Source organism: Yoonia sp., assembly GCF_042093035.1.
In the GTDB taxonomy this organism is placed as follows: domain Bacteria; phylum Pseudomonadota; class Alphaproteobacteria; order Rhodobacterales; family Rhodobacteraceae; genus Yoonia.
Genome location: NZ_JBELFI010000001.1, coordinates 59,945 through 78,639, shown reverse-complemented (window position 1 = coordinate 78,639; position 18,695 = coordinate 59,945). Strand labels below are relative to the sequence as shown.

Genomic DNA, 18,695 nt, shown 5'->3' with positions numbered 1-18,695 from the left:
ACTTAATCCGCCGCCGCACGGCCTTTGAGGGCGACGATACCCTTGGGCCGGAATTGAATGAAGAGGATGATAAACAGGATCATATAGGTCTGGGCAGCCAGCGTGTTGGAGGGGTTTAACCACTCAATCCCCTTTTGCAGGAACCCGATCAGCGACGCGCCTGCCAGCGTACCCCAGACATTGCCGACGCCACCCACAACAACCGTCATGAAGCTTTGTACGATATAATCGGCACCCATCTCTGAGGTCACTTTCGCGTAAAGCCCGATAGCCACCCCAGCGATCCCGGCGATGCCCGAACCCAGACCAAAGGTCAGCATGTTGATCCGGTCCGGGTTGATCCCCATGGAGGCTGCCATGCCGGGGTTCTGGGTCACGGCCCGGACCTCCAGCCCCAATCGTGTGCGCTTGAGGACAAACAGGATCAGCGCGAGGAAGATCAGGGCCAGCACGAATATCGCGATGCGGATATAGCTGATGGCCACGACATCATTGAACACAAGCGCCCCATCCAGCCATTCGGGCGATGTCAGCGGGCGTGCCTGAGTGCCGAAGATGTTCTTGGCCAACTGCTGCAACGCGATTGAAATACCGAAGGTCGCCAGCAATGTTTCAAGCGGGCGGTGGTAAAGGTGGCGGATAACAAGGCGTTCCATCAACACACCAGCGCCAAAAGTAATCGCAAAGGCCAGCGGCAGGGCGATGATGATGGACAGCGTGTAATCGGGCACAAATTGCTGTACGACAAAACCCGTATAGGCGCCCATCATAATGAATTCGCCATGCGCCATGTTGATAACGCCCATCACCCCGAAGGTGATCGCAAGACCGATCGCCGCAAGGAAATAGATCGATGCAAGCGACAGCGCATCAAGCCCAAGGTCAATCCCTTGGCTGACGGCGACGCTGGTCTCGATGGCGCGCTGCGCTGCGCGCGCGGCATCTGTTATCGCCACATCCGTTTCGTCATAGGCCAAAAAGAACGTATGCGCAGCGATAGCCTCTGCCTGTTGCGCATCGGTAACGCGGGGTGCCGCGATGCCGCCCGCCGCAAGCGCATCATAGGCACCGGCGCGCGCTTCATCGGTATCGAGCGTGGCCACTGGGATACCGGCGACAAGCCCGCCTTGGATGTTCGCGACAAGCGCCTCCCTGATCGCCGCCTTCGTAATCAGCGCGGGCGCAAGGTCCGCATCAACAAGCTGCTGATAAGCCTCCACCGCGCTGATATCGGTGCCAACATCGAGCGTTTGCGCCAGATTGGTGCCATCAGGTACCGTCGGTGCAACACTGGACGAGGTCGAAAGCACCGTGCTCAACACTGCGCGCACATCGACTGATAGATCGCCCGCAAGCGCCTCAATCGCGGCAATGCGCGCCTCTTGCGTGTCCGCGAACAAAGCGCCGAGCATCCCGGCCAGCCGCGTTTTCGTGGCCTTCAGGTCCCGGTCAGATTCGCCTTCGATGGACGCGGAAAGCGGTGCCAATTGGCTGGCGTCCATGCTGCGGGCGATTGCTTGGACGGCAGTCAGGCGCTTTTCAATGTCAGGGTCCGAGAGCTGAAACTGCACCAGCGCATCACCAATTGCGCGGCGCACGCCGCCGTTGGGGCGGGATTCTGTCAGGCCTGCTGCATTGGCTGGGCCTAGATTCTCGCCTGTATCAAGATCCATCAGGGTGACCATGTCGCCGTCCTCGCTGGCGCGAAAGAACAACCCGTCACTGTCGCGCTTCACGATTTCGCGGTCGCGCCATGCCTCAAGAAACGGCAAGGCTTGCGGCAATCCGCTGGCCACCAGATCGTCCAACACCACGCCGACACTGCGGCGCCCGGGCTTGAGCACTTCTTCTTGGTGGATTTGCAGAATGTCTTGCAAGGACTGTGCGGCAACTGCGACGGGCACGGTCAGCCACAGCGCGAGGGCCAGTGAAAGCAGTCGGGACATGGGGAATTCAGGCCAATCTGTCAGGTATTCGTGAAACGGGGCGCGCAATACGGCACGCCCCGCCCCCTTTGACGTCTTAGTAGTTTGAGGTCAGCTGAACGCAGGTCTCGGTTTCGGTGTTGTACATGCCGCAACCCAAGGTCTGCCAATCAGACACGAGAGCCGCAGATTCCGGTAGGTAGTCCGTCCATGCATCGCCCGGCACTTCCGTGGTCTGGCTGATGATGTCGAACTGGCCGTCGGCTGTGATCTCACCGATCAGAACAGGCTTGGCGAGGTGGTTGTTTGGCAACATGACCGCCGTGCCACCCGTCAAGTTCGGGAATTCCTGCCCGTACATCGCCTCACGCACGGCATCAACATCTGTCGTGCCAGCGTCTGTCACGGCATTCACCCACATGTTAAAGCCAATATAGTGCGCTTCCATCGGGTCGTTGGTGACACGATCTTCGCCCATTTTGGCTTTCCAGGCTGCGACCCATTCGTCGTTCAACTCCGATTCAGCGGATTGAAAGTAGTTCCAGGCAGCCAGGTGGCCCACAAGGTTAGATGTATCGAGGCCCGAAAGCTCTTCCTCACCCACGGAGAAAGCGACAACCGGAATATCATCCGCAGAGATGCCGGCAGCGGCAAGCTCTTTGTAGAAACCGATGTTCGCATCACCGTTGATGGTCGAAATCACGCCAACCTGCTTGCCATCCGCACCGAGTGCGACGACATCGGCCACAATTGTCGCCCAGTCTGACTGTCCAAACGGCGTATAGTTCACAAAGATGTCCTCAGGCGCGATGCCCTTGTCGATCAGGTACGCTTCAAGGATGTTGTTGGTCGTGCGCGGATAAACATAGTCAGTGCCAAGCAACGCGAATTTCTCAACGCCGAGCTCTTCAAGAAAGTAATCTGTGGCCGGAATAGCCTGCTGGTTTGGCGCGGCCCCGGTGTAGAACACATTTCTGGAGCTTTCCTCACCCTCATATTGCACCGGGTAAAACATCAGACCGTTGAGTTCTTCCAAGACAGGCAAAGCCGATTTGCGGCTCACTGATGTCCAGCTGCCAAAGATCACGTCAACTTCGCTGACGGTCAGCAGCTCACGTGCTTTTTCGGCGAAAAGCGGCCAGTCGGAGGCCGGATCAACAACCACAGCTTCGATTTCACAGCCCAACAGACCACCGGCAGCATTCTGATTTTCGATCAGCAGCTCCATTGTGTCTTTCAATGTTGTCTCGGAAATCGCCATGGTGCCGGAAAGCGAGTGCAGAACGCCCACTTTGATCGGATCAACGCAGTCGGAAGCGGCGGCAGCCATTACGGTGGTGCCCAGCAGGGCGGTCACTGCAAGAGCAGGAATTTTAAAAGTCATAGGTCATAGGTCCCCGTTTGTCGCTGCGGGTCGTCGACCGGACGTAAGCGCCCTTTCAAACAGAAGACCAACCACATAGGTAGGACCCGCAACAGTGATGTTGTAGTCGCGTGAGGGGATTAATCTGCCAGGATGGCCCTTCGCGCGACGCTGATGCTCTTTCGAACGCCTTAACATGATGCTGCGGTGCAGAAGGACGCCAGTGAAAACTGGGCGGCCCGACTTGTCGCTTCCGGTCTGCTCAAAAAAGTGGCGTTTTTTTCGCTTTCGCCTGTAATCCCGACAAACCGATTACGGATTTGGCAGAATCGGCGGCAGGCAACGCCTCTGGGTCGGAATCACTCCTGCCGTATGCCTCATCTGTTATGTCGATTTCATGCAAGCACGGAACAGGTGTTTCACGCATGAAGCGATCAAACGCGATACCGACGACTTGTTTCAGGCAGCCCGGGGAGGACTTCCGGCATGATGACCGCAAAGAATTTTGGCTTCGGCACTCAGATCCGCAAGTCACCCTACTTCGACGCAACTGTGCGCTGGGGCGCGCAGGGTTTTTCTGTCTACAACCACATGTATATCCCGCGTGACTTTGGCGATCCGGTACAGAATTTCTGGAACCTTGTGAACACGGCGATCCTGTGCGACGTCGCGGTCGAGCGCCAGGTGGAAATTACCGGCCCTGACGCCGCCATATTCACGCAAATGCTGACCCCGCGTGATCTGTCGAAGATGGCTGTCGGGCAATGCAAATACGTTCTGATTACAAATGCAGATGGCGGCATCCTGAACGACCCGATCGTGTTGCGCCTTGCCGAGAACCATTTCTGGCTGTCGCTTGCTGACAGCGACATTCTGCTCTGGGCGCAGGGGCTGGCGGTGTATTCCGGACTGGATGTGACAATTCGCGAACCTGATGTTTCTCCGTTGCAATTGCAGGGGCCGAACTCTGGCATGATAATGCAGGCCCTTTTTGGCGATGACATTCTCGACCTGCGTTATTTTTGGCTGCGTGAAGTAGAACTGGACGGTATTCCGCTGGTCGTTTCGCGGACCGGTTGGTCCAGTGAACTTGGCTATGAGCTCTACCTGCGCGACGGAAACCTTGGCGATGTGCTTTGGGAAAAGATCATGGCAGCGGGTGCGCCATATGGTCTGCAACCCGGTCACACATCATCCATCCGCCGGGTTGAAGCTGGCATGTTGTCCTATCACGCCGATATGGATGCCGGGACAAACCCCTATGAGCTTGGTCTGGGCCGTCTGGTAAACCTTGATACCGATGCGAAATTTGTCGGCAAAGAGGCCCTCGCGCGGATCAAGGAGACAGGCGTCAGCCGCAAGCAAATTGGCTTGATTATCGGCGGTGCGCCTTTGACCGGACCGAATACTGTGTTTTGGGATGTCGGCAAAGACGGCGAACGCATCGGGAAAGTGACCTCGGCCGTTTACTCACCAAGGCTTCAGCAAAACATCGCACTTGCCTTGATTTCGGCGGAACATGCGGTGCTTGGCGAATATGTTGACGTGGATCTTGACGGTCAAACAACGTCGGCCGAAATCGTCGATCGCCCGTTTTTCGATCCCAAGAAAGAGCTTCCATCAACTCCAAAGGTCGCTTGAGACATCTTAAGCTGATTGCGGGGCGCGCGCTGGCGTGTCCCATTTCATTTCAGACGAAAGCGTGCGCGCCATATCGGAGATCACGCGCCCAATCTCTGCACGATAGGCGTCGGTAAAGACCCGCGTTGACCCGGTCGCCCCAATCGACATGCTCGCCCCCGGCCCTTCACGCCCCAATGTCGTCGCAACAGAGCACATGCCGCGTTCAATTTCTTCCACGCATTCGGCGTAGCCACGCCGCCTGATCGCCTCAAGCTCAAGCTCCAGATCAGCGACGCGTGTCAGGGTGAACTCCGTATAGGCTTTCAGACGCCCTTCGAGACCTTGCCCCGCAATCAGATCGGGCGAAAATGCCGCGACTGCCTTTGAGCACGAACAAGCGTGCAGGGGGCGTTTTCCCAGCCCCGGGTGCAGGAAGGACACACCAGTGTCGGGGGTTTCAACTTGAATAATCTCTACGTTGCGGCCGCGCAGCCGTGACAGAAAGAACGCCGCACCATGTTTGGTGGCGGCTTGCCGCAGCGTCGGGCCGACAAGCGCGATCAAGGCAGCGTCCGACTGATCCGCCTGCGTGATCTGTTTGAGGCGCATGCCAATGGAAAAGCGGCCTCTTGCGACGGGCTCTAGCAGGCCAACACTCACCAGATCATGCACCAAACGGTACGCCGTTGGCTTCGGTAAGTCGGAATGGGCACAAATGTCTGCGACCGTGGCCTCACCCTTTTGCCCTGCGATTTCCAGAACCACTGCTAAACGTTCGAGGTGCATCATTTTCTCGTATCTTGATAACTATCTTTTCGATATACGGGAAACAACAGGGAATCAAGGAGGAGCGTCAATCATGGATGGAGTATGCTGCGGACCGGGCTACGCTAGCCCCGCTGAGGCAATCAAAGCGCCACGAGAGAAGCTTCTGTATACGATTGCGATCTACACAGGCACGGGCATCCAGAAGCCGGATTACCTTGCAACAGTAGACGCCGACCCAGATAGCCCGACCTATAGTCAGGTCATTCACCGGCTTGAAATGCCCGGCATCGGCGATGAATTGCACCATATGGGTTGGAATGCCTGTTCGTCGTGCAACGATGACAGCTCTATGTCGCGCAAATACCTGCTGGTGCCCGGTGTGCGCTCCAACAACATTCATATCGTCGATACCGCGACCGACCCGCGTGCGCCGCGTTTGCACAAGATCATTGATGGCGCCGAGATCAAATCGAAGACAGACCTGTCCGGCCCGCATACGGTCCATTGCCTGGGATCAGAGATCATCATCTCATTTCTTGGCGACGCCAAGGGCGAAGCGCCGGGCGGCTATCTGCATCTGGACCAAGACTTCGAGATCATGGGCCGTTGGGAAAACTCCATGGGGGACATCCCCTTCGGCTATGACTTCTGGTACCAGCCCCGCCACAACGTGATGGTCAGCTCCGAATGGGCGGCACCCAATACCTTCATGCCGGGCTTTGACCTCGAAGAGGTGGGCTATCTGAAATACGGGCGTAGACTCCACATCTGGGATTTCCAGAAACGTGAACCTGTCGAGACCATGTATCTGGGTGAAGACGGTCTGATCCCGCTTGAGGTGAAGTTCCTGCATGACCCAGACAGCACGCACGGTTTTTGCGGCGCTGCACTTTCGACCAATGTCATCCATTTCTGGAAAAGCGATGCGGGCAAATGGGAATGGGAAAAGGTCATCGACGTCCCCAATGAACCGCATCCGGAATGGCCCATACCAGTGCCCGGTGTGATGTCGGCGATCCTTGTGTCGATGGATGACAAGTATCTCTATCTCAACAACTGGCTGCATGGGGACATGCGCCAGTACGACATATCCGACCCGCATAACCCGAAGCTGACCGGGCAGGTCTGGATGGGTGGGCTTCTGGGCAAAGCGCCAGAGGTGAATGGCGTCAAAGTCGCGGGCGGCCCGCAGATGTTCCAACTGTCGCTGGACGGCAAGCGCCTTTATGTGACGACGTCGCTGTTTTCGACATGGGACAACCAGTTCTACCCCGACATCCGCACCCAAGGCGGGGTGATGTTGATGGTCGACTGCGATGTGGAAAACGGCGGCATGAAGATCAACGAAGACTTCGTGGTTGATTTCGGCAAAGAACCCAACGGCCCCAGTCGCTGCCACGAAACCCGCTACCCCGGTGGCGATTGCACAAGCGACATCTGGCTGTGACCGGCACACGGTCCATCACCATCGGCAATCGCGACTGCCAAACGCTTGAAGTCGATGCACGGCGTCCCTTGCTGGATACGTTGCGCGAACAGGGCGTCGATCTGCCTTACGGCTGCAAATACGGGGGCTGTATCACCTGTGCGGCCAAGCTAACGCGCGGCGAAGTTGACCAACGGCGGCAGGTGGCGCTGAACAATCGGCAAATCGCGAACGGCTATGTGCTGCTTTGCGTGGCCCGGCCCGTGACCGATTGCACCCTCGATATCGGTGTCGAAAGCCACGACACCCTGTACCGCAACCCCTTCCTTGATCCGCTGCAAAGCCACGAGCTGAAAGCGGATATCGCAACCCCAAAGGAGAGCTGAATGCCCGAAGCTGATGTTGATCGTCGTTACGACTATACGCAGGATTACCTGTCCGGCATTTTGCGGTCTGTCAAAACCATCGCAATGGTCGGTGCAAGTGCCGATAAAACCAAGTTCAGCTACGGGGTTCTGCGGGTGTTGCATGAAACCGGCTATGACATGATCCCGGTCAATCCAAACCCGAATGTCACAGAAATCCGCGGGATCAAGGTCTATCGCTCACTGCAGGACATTGACCGCCCTGTGGATATGGTTGAGGTCTTTCGGCCGAAAGAAGAACTCTATGATATCACCAAACAAGCGATTGCGATCGGCGCAAAGGTGCTTTGGGGTCAGATTGGCGTTTATGATGAAGCCGCTGCCAAACTGGCAGAGGACGCCGGATTGAAAGTCGTCATGGACCGTTGCCCCAAGATTGAGCTGTTCCGGCCGTTCTGGAAGCCACGGCTTGATCTGGCAATCTAGGGGAACGATCCCGCCACTGAAAATCCTTTGCAATTCGTTTGTTGGCTCAGCGCGCTAATCGTGTACGATTGGTCAACGGGAGCGTGAAGTAAGTGGATGCGATCACCCTAACATTCGAGATGTCGGTGGTTTTGGGACTGCTGGCCTTTACGGTCGTTCTCTTTGTTTCGGAGGTGGTGCGGATCGACTTTGCAGCCATCCTTGTGATGGTTCTGCTGGGGTTGCTCAGTCAGCTTCCGGGTCTTGGATCGCTTGCGAATATCAGTCAGCTCTTTAACGGATTGGCGTCGAATGCGGTGGTGTCGATTATCGCGGTGATGATTATCGGGGCGGGTCTGGATAAGACCGGACTTATGGGCAAGGTTGCCGCACTGATCCTGAGATATGGCGGCAACACCGAAGCGCGGGTTGTGCCCATCATCTCTGGCACGGTCGGGATCATTTCATCGTTCATGCAAAACGTCGGCGCTGCGGCGTTGTTCCTGCCGGTAGTGAGCCGGATTTCGGTGCGCACGGGCCTGTCGCTCAGCCGCTTGCTGATGCCAATGGGTTTCTGCGCGATTTTGGGCGGCACGATGACGATGGTTGGGTCATCGCCGCTGATCCTGCTGAATGATCTGATCCTGACGGCTAACCAATCGTTGCCCGCAGACCGGCAAATGACACCATTCGGCCTGTTTTCGGTGACACCTATTGGGCTTGCACTGATCGCGACGGGCATTCTCTACTTCATGATTTTCGGACGCTGGATATTGCCGGGCGCGCAAAAGGGCGGTGACGCAACCAGTGGCCGGTCGATGAAATCCTACCTCAAAGAGCTGTACGGCCTCAAAACGGATATCTTTGAAATCTCTGTGCCCGAAGGAAGCCTCTGCGTCGGGAATACCTTCGATGACCTTATCAAGCATTACCATGTCTACATCATCGGCAGCGCATATCAGGGCAAGACATGGTTCGCGCCAGTTATTCAGACCGAGATCACGGCACCTTGTCGTCTTGCCATCCTTGGCAGACGTAAAGAAGTCGTGCAAATGGTCAAGGCTGAGGGTTTCGTTCTTCATGACAAGCTCGACGTCTTTGCCGAAGACTATGCACCCACCCGTTCGGGTGTGGCAGAGGTGGTCATCCCGCCCGGCTCATCGCTGATCGGCAAATGCGCGCATGACGTGGTGTTTCGCAAAACCTATGGCGCGAGCATGCTGGCCATTCACCGAGGTGAAGAAACGCTCAGCCTCGTTGCGACCGAGGATCACGAGCCAACCCAAATCGGCGAAGTACCATTCCGCGCGGGCGATACGCTTGTCATTCTCAGTACATGGGACGCGCTGACGCGACTGACCCGCGACAGGGATTTCGTCGTCGTAACAACCGACTTCCCACAAGAGGAATTGCGCCCCAAAAAGGTCGGCTGGGCGCTGTTTTTCTTTTTTGTGTCCATCTTTTTGATCCTGTTCACTGACCTGCGTCTGTCGCTGGCGCTGCTGACCGGCGCGGTCGGCATGATCCTGACGGGTGTTCTTGATATTGATGACGCCTATGAAGCCGTCAGCTGGAGTACGGTCTTTTTGCTGGCCAGCCTGATACCGCTTGGTCAGGCAGTGCAAACGTCGGGGACGGCAGCATGGATTGCGCAACAGGTGCTTGTTTTGCTTGATGGCTGGCCCATTTGGTCGCTTCAGGCCGGCATGGCTATCTTGGCGACCGTATTCACGCTCATCATGTCCAACGTCGGCGCGACTGTTCTGCTTGTGCCGCTTGCGATTTCCATTGCGGTTGCGGCTGGCGGCGATCCGGCGGTCTTTGCGCTGACGGTTGCGATATCAACGTCGAATTCCTTCTTGATCCCCACCCATCAGGTGAATGCGCTGATTATGGGTCCGGCCGGCTATAAGGTGATCGACTTCGTCAAGAGCGGCGGCATCATGACGGTCCTGTTCTTGGTGGTCTCTCTTGTGGTGTTGAATGTGATCTTCTGAAAACGCGCAGCGAACACTTCGCGCGCGACGGTCTACCTTGCTTCAGCATTAAAGACGAAGGGGTTTTCATCGCCGATGGTGAAATCATTTATCAGCTTTGCGGCGCGCGCAGAGGTCAACCATTCCTCAAGCTGGCGCGCCTGTTCGGCCTTCACATAGGGGTGCAATTCGGGGTTCACCGGAAGAAAGGCATATTGATTGAAAAGCGCCGGATCGCCCGAGAAAAGCAGTGCCAGATCCCCTTTGTTCGCGAAATTCAGCCAACTGGCACGGTCTGACAGGATGTAGGCATTCATGCCCGACGCGGTGTTCAGGGCAGCCCCCATGCCTGCACCGACGGAAAGATACCCGTCGCCAAACCCCTCAACATTGAGGCCCGCATCAGACCAAAGGCGCAGTTCCTTTTTGTGCGTACCACTGTCATCACCACGGCTGACAAACTGGGCACCAGAGGTGGCAATGCGTTGCAAACCAGTGGCGGCATCGATTGCAGATCCTACATCAGCGGGGTCATCGGACGGGCCGATCAGGACAAAATCACTATACATTATCTCGCGCCGATGCGTGCCGTGGCCTGCGGCGACGAAAGCTTCCTCTGCCGTGCGGGAATGGACAAGGATCGCATCCACGTCGCCCGCCTCACCCAAACGCAAGGCTTGCCCGGTACCGACGATCAACAATTGAACCTCAAGCCCCAAATCGGTCTGAATTTCCGGCAAGAGAACATCGGCAAGGCCGGAGTTGTGAAAAGACGTCGTGACCGCCATGCGCATGCTGTCCTGCGCCGATGCGGATGTGGCGCCGATCAGGGCCGCGATGAACAAAAGCCGCTTCATTCCACGATATCTCCGTTCAGAAAGGCGCGTGCTGCGTCAGTCTGGGGGGCATCAAAGAAACCGGGCGCTGGGGCCGTCTCATGGACTTGACCGCCGCGTAGAAAAACAACCGCATCTGCCAATCGGCGCGCCTGCCCCATGTCGTGGGTAGACATGATAAACCGTGTGCCGCGTGCCTTTTGATCCCGCAAAATTGCCTCGATCTCAGCCGTTGCGCGCCCGTCAAGTGAGGCGCAGGGTTCGTCCAGAAACACGACCTGCGGATCGGTGATGAACGCACGCGCAAGGGCCAGCTTTTGTTGCTCCCCCCCCGAAAGGCTCGTCGCGGCGCGTTTGAGCATGTCGCCCAGGCCGACATGCGCGGCCCAAGTGCGGGCCAATGCCAATGCCTTCGGCTTTGTGACGCCGCGGATGAGCTGCGGGTAGGCTATGTTTTCGATGACACTGCGGCGCAGCATGACCGGACGCTGGAACACGAAAGACTGCGCCTCACGCACCGTCTCAATAGGTTGATGCCAGTCAATCGTCCCAGCGTTCAATCGTGCGGTCCCGTGAAGCAGACGCAGAAGCGTCGTCTTGCCGGATCCGTTCGGGCCAACAATCACCGTGGTGCCATCACCATTAAGATCAAGGAAAACCGGTCCGACAATCACCTTGCCGCGACGGCGGGTCTCTGCGCCAGTGACTTTGAGGGGGAACAAGCTCATCACCATCGCCCCTCACGTTCCGTCTGGCTGAGCCAATGGGTCATAAGGTTCACCGCGATCGTCAGGGCAATCAGCACAAAGCCAAGCGCCAGAGCGAGCGCAAACGCCCCCTTGCCGGTTTCCAGCGCAATCGCTGTGGTCAGCACGCGCGTCACGTTGTCTATGTTGCCACCGACAATCATGATCGCGCCCACCTCGCCGATCCCGCGCCCGAAGCCGGCCAGTGCTGCTGTCAGAAGCGCCCTGCGCGCATCCCAGATCAGCGTTCGCATTTTTTGGCTCTGGGTCACATTCATCGAAATGAGAAGGTCGTGATATTCCTGCCAAAGATCACGCAGGGACTGATGCGCGATGCTGGCAATCAACGGGACGATGATAATGACCTGCGCGATAATCATGGCAGTCGGCGTGAACAGAAGACCCAGCACCCCGAACGGGCCGGACCGCGACAGCAGGACATATACGATCAGGCCAACAACAACCGGCGGCAACCCCATCAAGGCATTCAGAACCGCAATGACAAACCGGCGAAACCGGAACCTGCGCACGGCAAGAAGTGCGGCCAACGGAAAAGCGACCACGCAAGCAATCACAAGCGCTGTGAGCGTGACATAAAGCGAGCGCAACGCGATCTCTGCCAGTTCCGCGTCCAAGGTCACCACAAGCCAAAACGCTTGGGTCAGACCATCCCACAGATCGACCATCTGCCGAATCCTTCTACTTGATGCGGGAAAGTGCCAATTTTCCTCTGCCGAAGCCATAGCGGAGCTGTATCAATCGGCAGATAATCTCAGGGTGGCCAATCTTACAAAATTGTAAGCCTCGCAATCAGCGTCTGTAAAGTTTGGACCCCAGATAGGTTTCATCGGAAGGCACAAGGCCATTCCACAAGAAACCCAAGGAGAAACGACATGGATAAGAAAATTCTGACTGGCGGCGCATTGGCTGGCCTGGTTCTGGCCGGTGGTATTGCCAGCGCGGTCTCTGCGCAGACAGCGGCTGCGCAAACCGGCCTGAGCGAAGAACAGGTCATCGCGATTGCGCTGCTTGAAGTGCCCGGCGAAGTCAATGAAGTTGAACTGGAACGCGAGCACGGCAAACAGATCTACGAAGTCGAGATCATTGCAGAGGATGGCACCGAGATGGAGGTTGAGATCAACGCAGAGACAGGCGATGTTCTGAAGGTGTCCGCAGACGGCGACGAAGGATGCGAAAAGGATGACGACAACGACGCTTGATCCCAAGCGCCCCTTGCAGAGCTTTCCCAAAAGCACAGAGGTTGCCGTTCCCGGCAGCCTCTTTCCACCTGCCGTGACAAATTGAGGTTTCCATGCGCATTCTGCTCCTAGAAGACGATGCACATCTTGGCCCTTGGGTCGCCGGTGGGCTGCGTGAGGAAGGGCATGTTGTTGACCACTTCGCAGATGGCAAAGATGCGTTGATGGCAGCGATGGGTCAGGATTACGATCTGCTCATCCTGGATCGGATGGTGCCTCGTCTTGACGGGCTCGCCGTGTTGAAATCCCTGCGCGCCTCAAAAGACACGACACCTGCCCTTTTTCTGACGGCACTTGGCGAAGTTGATGCCCGTGTCGAAGGGTTTGAGGCCGGAGGGGATGACTATCTGACAAAGCCATTTGCCTTTGCCGAGCTTTCGGCGCGTGTTCAGGCATTGAGCAGGCGGCGCGATCCGGGCGCCTTGACCGAAGCTGCACAAACGACATTGCGATACGGCGACCTGACGCTTGATCTGCTGGCGCGCCGCTGCAAACGGCAAGGTACGCCGATTGACCTGATGGCCAAGGAATTCAAACTGTTGGAGTATTTCATGCGCCGCCCCGGCCGCCTTGTTACCCGAACCATGCTGCTGGAGCAGGTCTGGGACATGAGCTTCGATCCAACCACGAGTGTGGTTGAAACGCATATCAGCCGGTTGCGATCCAAGATCGACAAGCCGTTTGATACGGCCTTGCTACGCACCCGACGCGGCGAGGGGTATGTTTTTGGTCAGTAACCTGATCCGCAAATTTGCGTGGCTGCGGCGCTCTTCCATGCTGCGCCTGTCGCTGCTGCTTTCGGCAATCTTTGCGGTCGGGATGGCCGTTGCGCTTTTTGTGGCTTTGTCGCTTGGCAGAGATGCAATCGCCCAGCGCGCCGATACCACACTTGAAGCCTTCGCGAGATCCGCGATCTTGGAAGACGCAGAAGGGCAAAGCCCGTCACTTATACTGCGACCACTGGATGACCTCGAAGACCTGCCCCGCCCGTTTCGTCGCGCCGTTCAGGAACGCCGCCGAACAGTCGAGCTTGATGGCAATTTCCTGCGCTCCGAAGTCTGGCGCATTCTGGTAACCCAAGACAGTCGCGGAACACCAGTGATAGTCGCTGTGCCACTGGAAGAAAGCGAAGACGCGCTGGAGCTTCTGTCAGGTATCTTGTGGACCACTGCGGCACTTGTGATTGGATCTACCATCGCGATTGGCGTGGGAGCAGGGTTTTTTGCCCAGCGCAGGCTGAGCGGAATCAACACCACATTGGGGCAGTTGGCAGCAGGCGATTTGACGGCGCGCACGGGACTTGGACGCTCCAAGGATGATCTTGATGATATCGCGCGGCAACTGGACCGCACCGCGTCTGAACTGGAACGGATTGTTGCCCAAACCCGACATCTTGGTGCCAGTATCGCACATGATCTACGGACCCCACTCGCCCGATTGAGGGCGCGGCTGGAGATGTTGCCAGATAGCGAAGAGCGCGCCGAGGCATTGGAAGAGGCAGGGCAGCTTTCAGATATTTTCGATACCATCATGCGGGTCGCCCGGATCGAGGCGGGTCAAGGCAAAACCGGCTTTGAGGACATCCCGCTGGCGTCATTCATCGACGCGTTGGCCGAAACATTCGGCCCCGTCGTGGAGGACGCAGGAAGGCAGCTCAAGCTGGATGTGTCGGGGGCCAAATCAGTGTTCGCGGATAGGCAGATGCTTGTGCAGGCGATGGCAAATCTGATCCAGAACGCCTTGGTGCATGGCGGATCAGAGATCGCGTTGATCGCCAATGGGCAATCGCTTGGCGTTGCCGATAATGGCGACGGCGTTAAGACTGCGGACTATGACGAGATCGTCAAACCGATGGTGCGGCTCGATGCGGCGCGGTCCAGCATCGGCTCCGGGTTGGGGCTTGCCTTGGTGCGCGCTGTCGCGGATCGGCATGGGGCAAAACTTGATCTTGGCCCAATGCAGCCGGGACAAAAGCCGCAGGGTCTGCGCGTTATGCTGAACTTTGCAGATTTGTAAGGTTCCGGTCAGGCGCCCGTAAATCCCAGCCTCCATATCGGTGTCATCGCAACATTGATGAAACTGGAGACAACAAAATGAAGACCCTTATCAACAAAGCTACAACGGCCCTGTCCGGCGTCGTCCTCTTTGCCTTTGGCGGCCTTATGGTCGGTTTGGGCCTCGCCACGATGAGCCTGCTTGCCCTGTTTGCATTTGCGGCAGTTGGTATCGCAATTCTGGCCGCGCCTCTCGTTGCCATGGCGCAGGTAGCGCCCGTGGAAACCGACGACGTCACTGATGTCACTGAAACGGCATAGGGATTGCGAACAAGACCGGGCTTGACACGGGGCCGCTGTCAGGGCCTTGCCAGCGCATCTTGCTGCTCATGTGGCAGGTGCGGTTTCGGCCAAGGTGCTGCGGCGTGATGGATGGTACGGTCGGCAGGTTTCGGGGGCAACTAGAAATGCGCCGAGAGCGTTTCACGCAATACATCGTCCGCTTGACCGGAGCCCCCGGTCTGGTAGCGCATCGATTTCCAGCCGGTCGTCGTCGCGCGAAAATGCCAATATTTGATTTCTTCATTGTGGGTGAGCGGAAAAAGCGGCCCGGCCGGACGGTGTACCGCGAGCGCAAAGCGGTCCGCGATGCGGCCCGGCACCAGGCACCATTTTGGATTTTTGCATATGCTGTCGGGATCAGTGTGCGTGTGTTCAGCTTGCAAGGTGGGGCCTGTTGCCTCTGGTGCGAAGGCCCACACACCGGTAAAGCTGACGCATCCCAACCGCGACTGCCGCGCCAGATCAAATACGTTTGTCTGTGCAATCGGTTGGACAAACTCATCCACATCCACCGACAGGATCGCCCGCGCCTTGCCCAAAAACCGGGCCCGCATCAGGTTGAGCATCGCGACCTGCAAAAATTTGGCAGGCGTCAGAAACCGCCCGCCAGCATTTGCACCATAAGGGAAAGGACTGCTGACCAAAGCCACAGCGGCAAGTCCCGTTTCCGGCAAAAGACGGTTTTGCAGATCATCCCTGAAATGGCGCTCCGAACCATTGTCGAGCAGGACAAGCCCGTCGGCGCCATGGGCTGACATGTGGTAATTCACCCAGTCGATAATCCAGTCTGCGGGCGTGTCCTTGACCATGGCGATCAGCACATTGCGGCCTGCAAACCGTTCAGGTTCGGCGTCGTGCTGCACCAGGGGCAGCATCTGCCCCTCAATCGTGACAGTCAGATCGCCAGACGCGCCACGCGGCAGATCCAGCCGCTCGAACCGCAAGGATTTGTGTCGTCGCAGTTTCACTGGCCGCCCGTCCAGCCGTAGACCATCGCGCAGCAAAGGCCATAGATTCAACAGGCGAGGGCAAAAGAGGCTGATCCGCTCAGGCGTGCGCAACGCATCATAGACCAACGTATGATGGTCGAAATTCGCGACGTAGGTCTCACTCCGCTTGTCCGTAGAGAGCGGCATTTCGCGGCGCGCGGTTGCCTCTTCTGGCAGGCGCAACCCGCTGAGGCTTGGCGTAAACACAGACTGATCTGACACGTTGTCCTCCACCTTGTGAGCCAAGCAGCGCGCGTCACAATGTGGTGCGCGCCATTCACTCTGACCTGTGCGGGCCGCATCATGCAATGGCAAAGACGCGGCAGGTAGCTGCCTGCCGCGTCGTTCTTTTCTAACCAATCAAGGCGTTCAATGTCGGCGACGGGCGCATTGCCGCGGCGGCTTGCGCCTGCGATGGATGGTAGTAACCGCCCAATTCCACCGCCTGACCACGGGTTGCCGAAAGCTCTGCCAAAATCGCCGCCTCGTTTGCTGCAAGCGCTTCGGCCAATGGCGCAAACTTTGCGGCTAGATCTGTGTCCTGAGTTTGGGCGGCCAGAGCCTCCGCCCAGAAGCGGGCAAACCAATAGTGGCTGTTGCGGTTGTCGGGCTGCCCAACTTTGCGTTGCGGCGAATGCCCCTCTGCCAGCAGTTTTTCGGTCGCCGCATCAACCGCGTCACCCATCAGGGCCGCGACCGGCTTGGACTGGGACGTTGCAAGAAAACGCAGGCTTTCCCCCATGGCACAGAATTCACCCAAGGAATCCCAGCGCAGGTGGTTTTCTTCGACCAACTGCTCAACATGTTTTGGCGCAGAGCCGCCCGCGCCTGTTTCAAACAGGCCGCCGCCATTCATCAATCCTACAACCGAAAGCATCTTGGCCGATGTGCCGACTTCCAGGATCGGGAACAGATCAGTCAGGTAGTCACGCAGCACGTTGCCGGTGACAGCAATCGTGTTTTCACCTTGATAGATCAGCTCAAACGACCGTGTTGTCGCCTCACGGGGGGCCATGATCTTGACCTTGTCGGCCACGCCCGCCGCCGCAAGTGCTGGTGCGACGTATTGCAGAAGTTGGGCGTCATGGGCGCGGTTACGGTCAAGCCAGAAGATCGTCTCGAAGCCTGTCGTGGCCATCCGGTCAAGCGCAAGCTGGATCCAGTTTTCAATCGGCGCCTTGCGGGCAGAGGCCATGCGCCAGATGTCGCCAGCCTCAACGTCATGGCTGTGCAACACGTCCCCATTCGGCGCAATCACGTGCACAGTGCCGTTCTGCGCGATCTCGAATGTGGTCGGATGAGAGCCGTATTCCTCAGCTTTCTGCGCCATCAGACCGACGTTTTGCACCGTCCCCGCCGTGACGGGATCAAGCGCGCCATTGGCTTTGCAAAACGCAACAGAGGCATCATAGACAGGCGCGTAGGAGCTATCGGGGATCACGCAATTGGTATCATCCTCTTGTCCGTCAGGGCCCCAGCCCTTGCCACCTGCGCGGATCACGGCAGGCATGGACGCGTCGATAATGACATCGGACGGCACATGCAGGTTGGTAATCCCACGGTCAGAATTCACCATGTAGAGCGGCGGACGCTGTGCCAGCAGCGCGTCGATTTCAGCGCGAATTTCGGTGCCGTTTGGCATCGCAGCGATGGCATCAAAGAGCGTCCCGAAGCCACCATTGGGGCTGATCCCGGCAGCGGCAAAATCATCGGCATATTTGTCAAAAACAGGTTGCAGATAGGCAACCACCGCATGGCCGAAGATGATCGGATCAGAGACCTTCATCATCGTCGCCTTCATATGCAGTGAAAACAGCGTGCCTTGCTCCTTCGTGGCCGCGATTTGTTCGTGAAAGAACGCCTTGAGCGCCTTGGCAGACATAAACGTCGCATCCACAATCGTGCCCGCAGGCATTGCGATCCCGTCCTTCAGAGTGGTCACAGACCCATCCGCACCGGTCAATTCGATGCGCAGCGCGCCTTCGGCCTGGCCTTCGGTCAAAGTCACGGATGTCTCGTTGGAGAAGAAATCGTTGGCACCCATCATGGACACACCGGTCTTGCTGTCCGGGGACCACTTGCCCATCCGGTGCGGGTTCGCCCGCGCATAGGCCTTCACCGAAGACGGCGCGCGGCGGTCAGAGTTGCCTTCGCGCAGCACCGGGTTCACCGCGGAACCTTTGATCGCGTCATAGCGCTTGCGTGCTTCGATGTCGTCTGCTGTTTGCGGGGCATCCGGATAATCGGGAATGTCGTAGCCCTGCGACTGAAGCTCTTTCACCGCTGCGACCAACTGCGGCACAGAGGCGGACACGTTTGGCAGTTTGACAACATTTGCGCCGGCTTCTTTCACGACGCTGCCGAGCAGGGCAAGATCATCATTCACGCGCTGTTCGTCGGTCAGCTTCTCAGGAAAGACCGCAAGGATACGCCCGGCAAGTGAGATATCCTTGGTGCCAATGCTGATGTCGGCCTCCGAAAGAAATTTGCGCAGGATCGGCAGCAACGATTCAGATGCCAACTGCGGTGCCTCATCTGTTTTTGTGTAGATGATATCGGGTAGTGTCTGGTCTGACATGGGTTTTGTCCTCGTGCTGGGATCGTCATTTCACGGCAAA

The 18,695-nt window shown here is 57.5% G+C and carries 18 protein-coding genes; 9 read left to right on the top strand and 9 right to left on the bottom strand.

The features are described from left to right. Nucleotides 1–2 precede the first annotated feature (2 nt). From urtB to ACFDSS_RS00365, 3 genes are all read right to left on the bottom strand, one after another. A complete protein-coding gene (urtB, locus tag ACFDSS_RS00375; protein ID WP_375253761.1) occupies nt 3–1,946 on the bottom strand; it encodes an urea ABC transporter permease subunit UrtB in 1,944 nt (647 codons plus the stop codon). A gap of 76 nt (nt 1,947–2,022) precedes the next feature. Beyond that, on the bottom strand, nt 2,023–3,309 hold the full coding sequence (gene urtA, locus ACFDSS_RS00370) for an urea ABC transporter substrate-binding protein (RefSeq protein WP_375253760.1): 1,287 nt from the start codon (nt 3,307–3,309) through the stop codon (nt 2,023–2,025). Between the two features lie 241 nt (nt 3,310–3,550). Then, complete coding sequence (locus tag ACFDSS_RS00365; RefSeq protein ID WP_375253759.1) at nt 3,551–3,715, bottom strand: hypothetical protein; 165 nt, start codon at nt 3,713–3,715, stop codon at nt 3,551–3,553. Nucleotides 3,716–3,774: 59 nt separating this feature from the next. On the opposite strand from ACFDSS_RS00365, the gene ACFDSS_RS00360 reads away from it, so the two are divergent. Continuing rightward, the gene (locus ACFDSS_RS00360) at nt 3,775–4,929 is read left to right on the top strand and encodes a glycine cleavage T C-terminal barrel domain-containing protein (RefSeq protein ID WP_375253758.1); all 1,155 of its coding nucleotides are present in this window, start codon (nt 3,775–3,777) and stop codon (nt 4,927–4,929) included. Between the two features lie 6 nt (nt 4,930–4,935). On the opposite strand, the gene ACFDSS_RS00355 is transcribed toward ACFDSS_RS00360, so the two are convergent. Next, on the bottom strand, nt 4,936–5,700 hold the full coding sequence (locus tag ACFDSS_RS00355) for an IclR family transcriptional regulator (protein WP_375253757.1): 765 nt from the start codon (nt 5,698–5,700) through the stop codon (nt 4,936–4,938). Nucleotides 5,701–5,770: 70 nt separating this feature from the next. Here ACFDSS_RS00355 and ACFDSS_RS00350 point away from each other — a divergent pair, with 70 nt between their 5' ends. From ACFDSS_RS00350 to ACFDSS_RS00335, 4 genes are all read left to right on the top strand, one after another. Beyond that, complete coding sequence (locus ACFDSS_RS00350) at nt 5,771–7,126, top strand: selenium-binding family protein (RefSeq protein ID WP_375253756.1); 1,356 nt, start codon at nt 5,771–5,773, stop codon at nt 7,124–7,126. After that, nucleotides 7,123–7,491, top strand: a complete 369-nt coding sequence (locus ACFDSS_RS00345; protein ID WP_375253755.1) for a 2Fe-2S iron-sulfur cluster-binding protein — start codon at nt 7,123–7,125, stop codon at nt 7,489–7,491. The genes ACFDSS_RS00350 and ACFDSS_RS00345 overlap by 4 nt, the downstream gene beginning before the upstream one ends. Then, nucleotides 7,492–7,956: a CoA-binding protein gene (locus ACFDSS_RS00340; protein ID WP_375253754.1), complete on the top strand. Its 465-nt coding sequence runs from the start codon at nt 7,492–7,494 to the stop codon at nt 7,954–7,956. Between the two features lie 92 nt (nt 7,957–8,048). After that, on the top strand, nt 8,049–9,932 hold the full coding sequence (locus tag ACFDSS_RS00335; protein ID WP_375253753.1) for an SLC13 family permease: 1,884 nt from the start codon (nt 8,049–8,051) through the stop codon (nt 9,930–9,932). A 32-nt stretch (nt 9,933–9,964) separates the two neighbouring features. Here the strand turns inward: ACFDSS_RS00335 and ACFDSS_RS00330 are convergent, their stop codons facing one another. From ACFDSS_RS00330 to ACFDSS_RS00320, 3 genes are read right to left on the bottom strand one after another with little or no spacing between them, the layout of a single operon-like run. Continuing rightward, on the bottom strand, nt 9,965–10,768 hold the full coding sequence (locus ACFDSS_RS00330) for a substrate-binding domain-containing protein (protein WP_375253752.1): 804 nt from the start codon (nt 10,766–10,768) through the stop codon (nt 9,965–9,967). Beyond that, entirely contained in the window at nt 10,765–11,475 is a 711-nt protein-coding gene (locus ACFDSS_RS00325) for an ATP-binding cassette domain-containing protein (protein WP_375253751.1), read from the bottom strand. Before ACFDSS_RS00325 ends, ACFDSS_RS00330 begins: the two co-directional genes overlap by 4 nt. Continuing rightward, entirely contained in the window at nt 11,475–12,179 is a 705-nt protein-coding gene (locus ACFDSS_RS00320) for an ABC transporter permease (RefSeq protein WP_375253750.1), read from the bottom strand. The genes ACFDSS_RS00325 and ACFDSS_RS00320 overlap by 1 nt, the downstream gene beginning before the upstream one ends. A 207-nt stretch (nt 12,180–12,386) precedes the next feature. Here ACFDSS_RS00320 and ACFDSS_RS00315 point away from each other — a divergent pair, with 207 nt between their 5' ends. The 4 genes from ACFDSS_RS00315 to ACFDSS_RS00300 all read left to right on the top strand — a co-directional run bounded on the left by ACFDSS_RS00315 (nt 12,387) and on the right by ACFDSS_RS00300 (nt 15,067). Further along, nucleotides 12,387–12,713 carry a PepSY domain-containing protein gene (locus tag ACFDSS_RS00315; protein ID WP_375253749.1) on the top strand — a complete coding sequence of 109 codons (327 nt, stop codon included), beginning with the start codon at nt 12,387–12,389 and terminating at the stop codon, nt 12,711–12,713. A 92-nt stretch (nt 12,714–12,805) separates the two neighbouring features. Continuing rightward, on the top strand, nt 12,806–13,489 hold the full coding sequence (locus ACFDSS_RS00310; RefSeq protein ID WP_375253748.1) for a winged helix-turn-helix domain-containing protein: 684 nt from the start codon (nt 12,806–12,808) through the stop codon (nt 13,487–13,489). Further along, nucleotides 13,473–14,768, top strand: coding sequence for a sensor histidine kinase (locus tag ACFDSS_RS00305; RefSeq protein ID WP_375253747.1), 1,296 nt, complete (start codon nt 13,473–13,475; stop codon nt 14,766–14,768). The genes ACFDSS_RS00310 and ACFDSS_RS00305 overlap by 17 nt, the downstream gene beginning before the upstream one ends. 77 nt (nt 14,769–14,845) lie before the next feature. Further along, nucleotides 14,846–15,067 carry a hypothetical protein gene (locus ACFDSS_RS00300; protein ID WP_375253746.1) on the top strand — a complete coding sequence of 74 codons (222 nt, stop codon included), beginning with the start codon at nt 14,846–14,848 and terminating at the stop codon, nt 15,065–15,067. A gap of 140 nt (nt 15,068–15,207) precedes the next feature. On the opposite strand, the gene ACFDSS_RS00295 is transcribed toward ACFDSS_RS00300, so the two are convergent. Both ACFDSS_RS00295 and ACFDSS_RS00290 read right to left on the bottom strand, forming a co-directional pair. After that, nucleotides 15,208–16,299: a hypothetical protein gene (locus ACFDSS_RS00295; RefSeq protein ID WP_375253745.1), complete on the bottom strand. Its 1,092-nt coding sequence runs from the start codon at nt 16,297–16,299 to the stop codon at nt 15,208–15,210. Nucleotides 16,300–16,429: 130 nt separating this feature from the next. After that, nucleotides 16,430–18,655, bottom strand: a complete 2,226-nt coding sequence (locus ACFDSS_RS00290; RefSeq protein WP_375253744.1) for an NADP-dependent isocitrate dehydrogenase — start codon at nt 18,653–18,655, stop codon at nt 16,430–16,432. Nucleotides 18,656–18,695 lie beyond the last annotated feature (40 nt).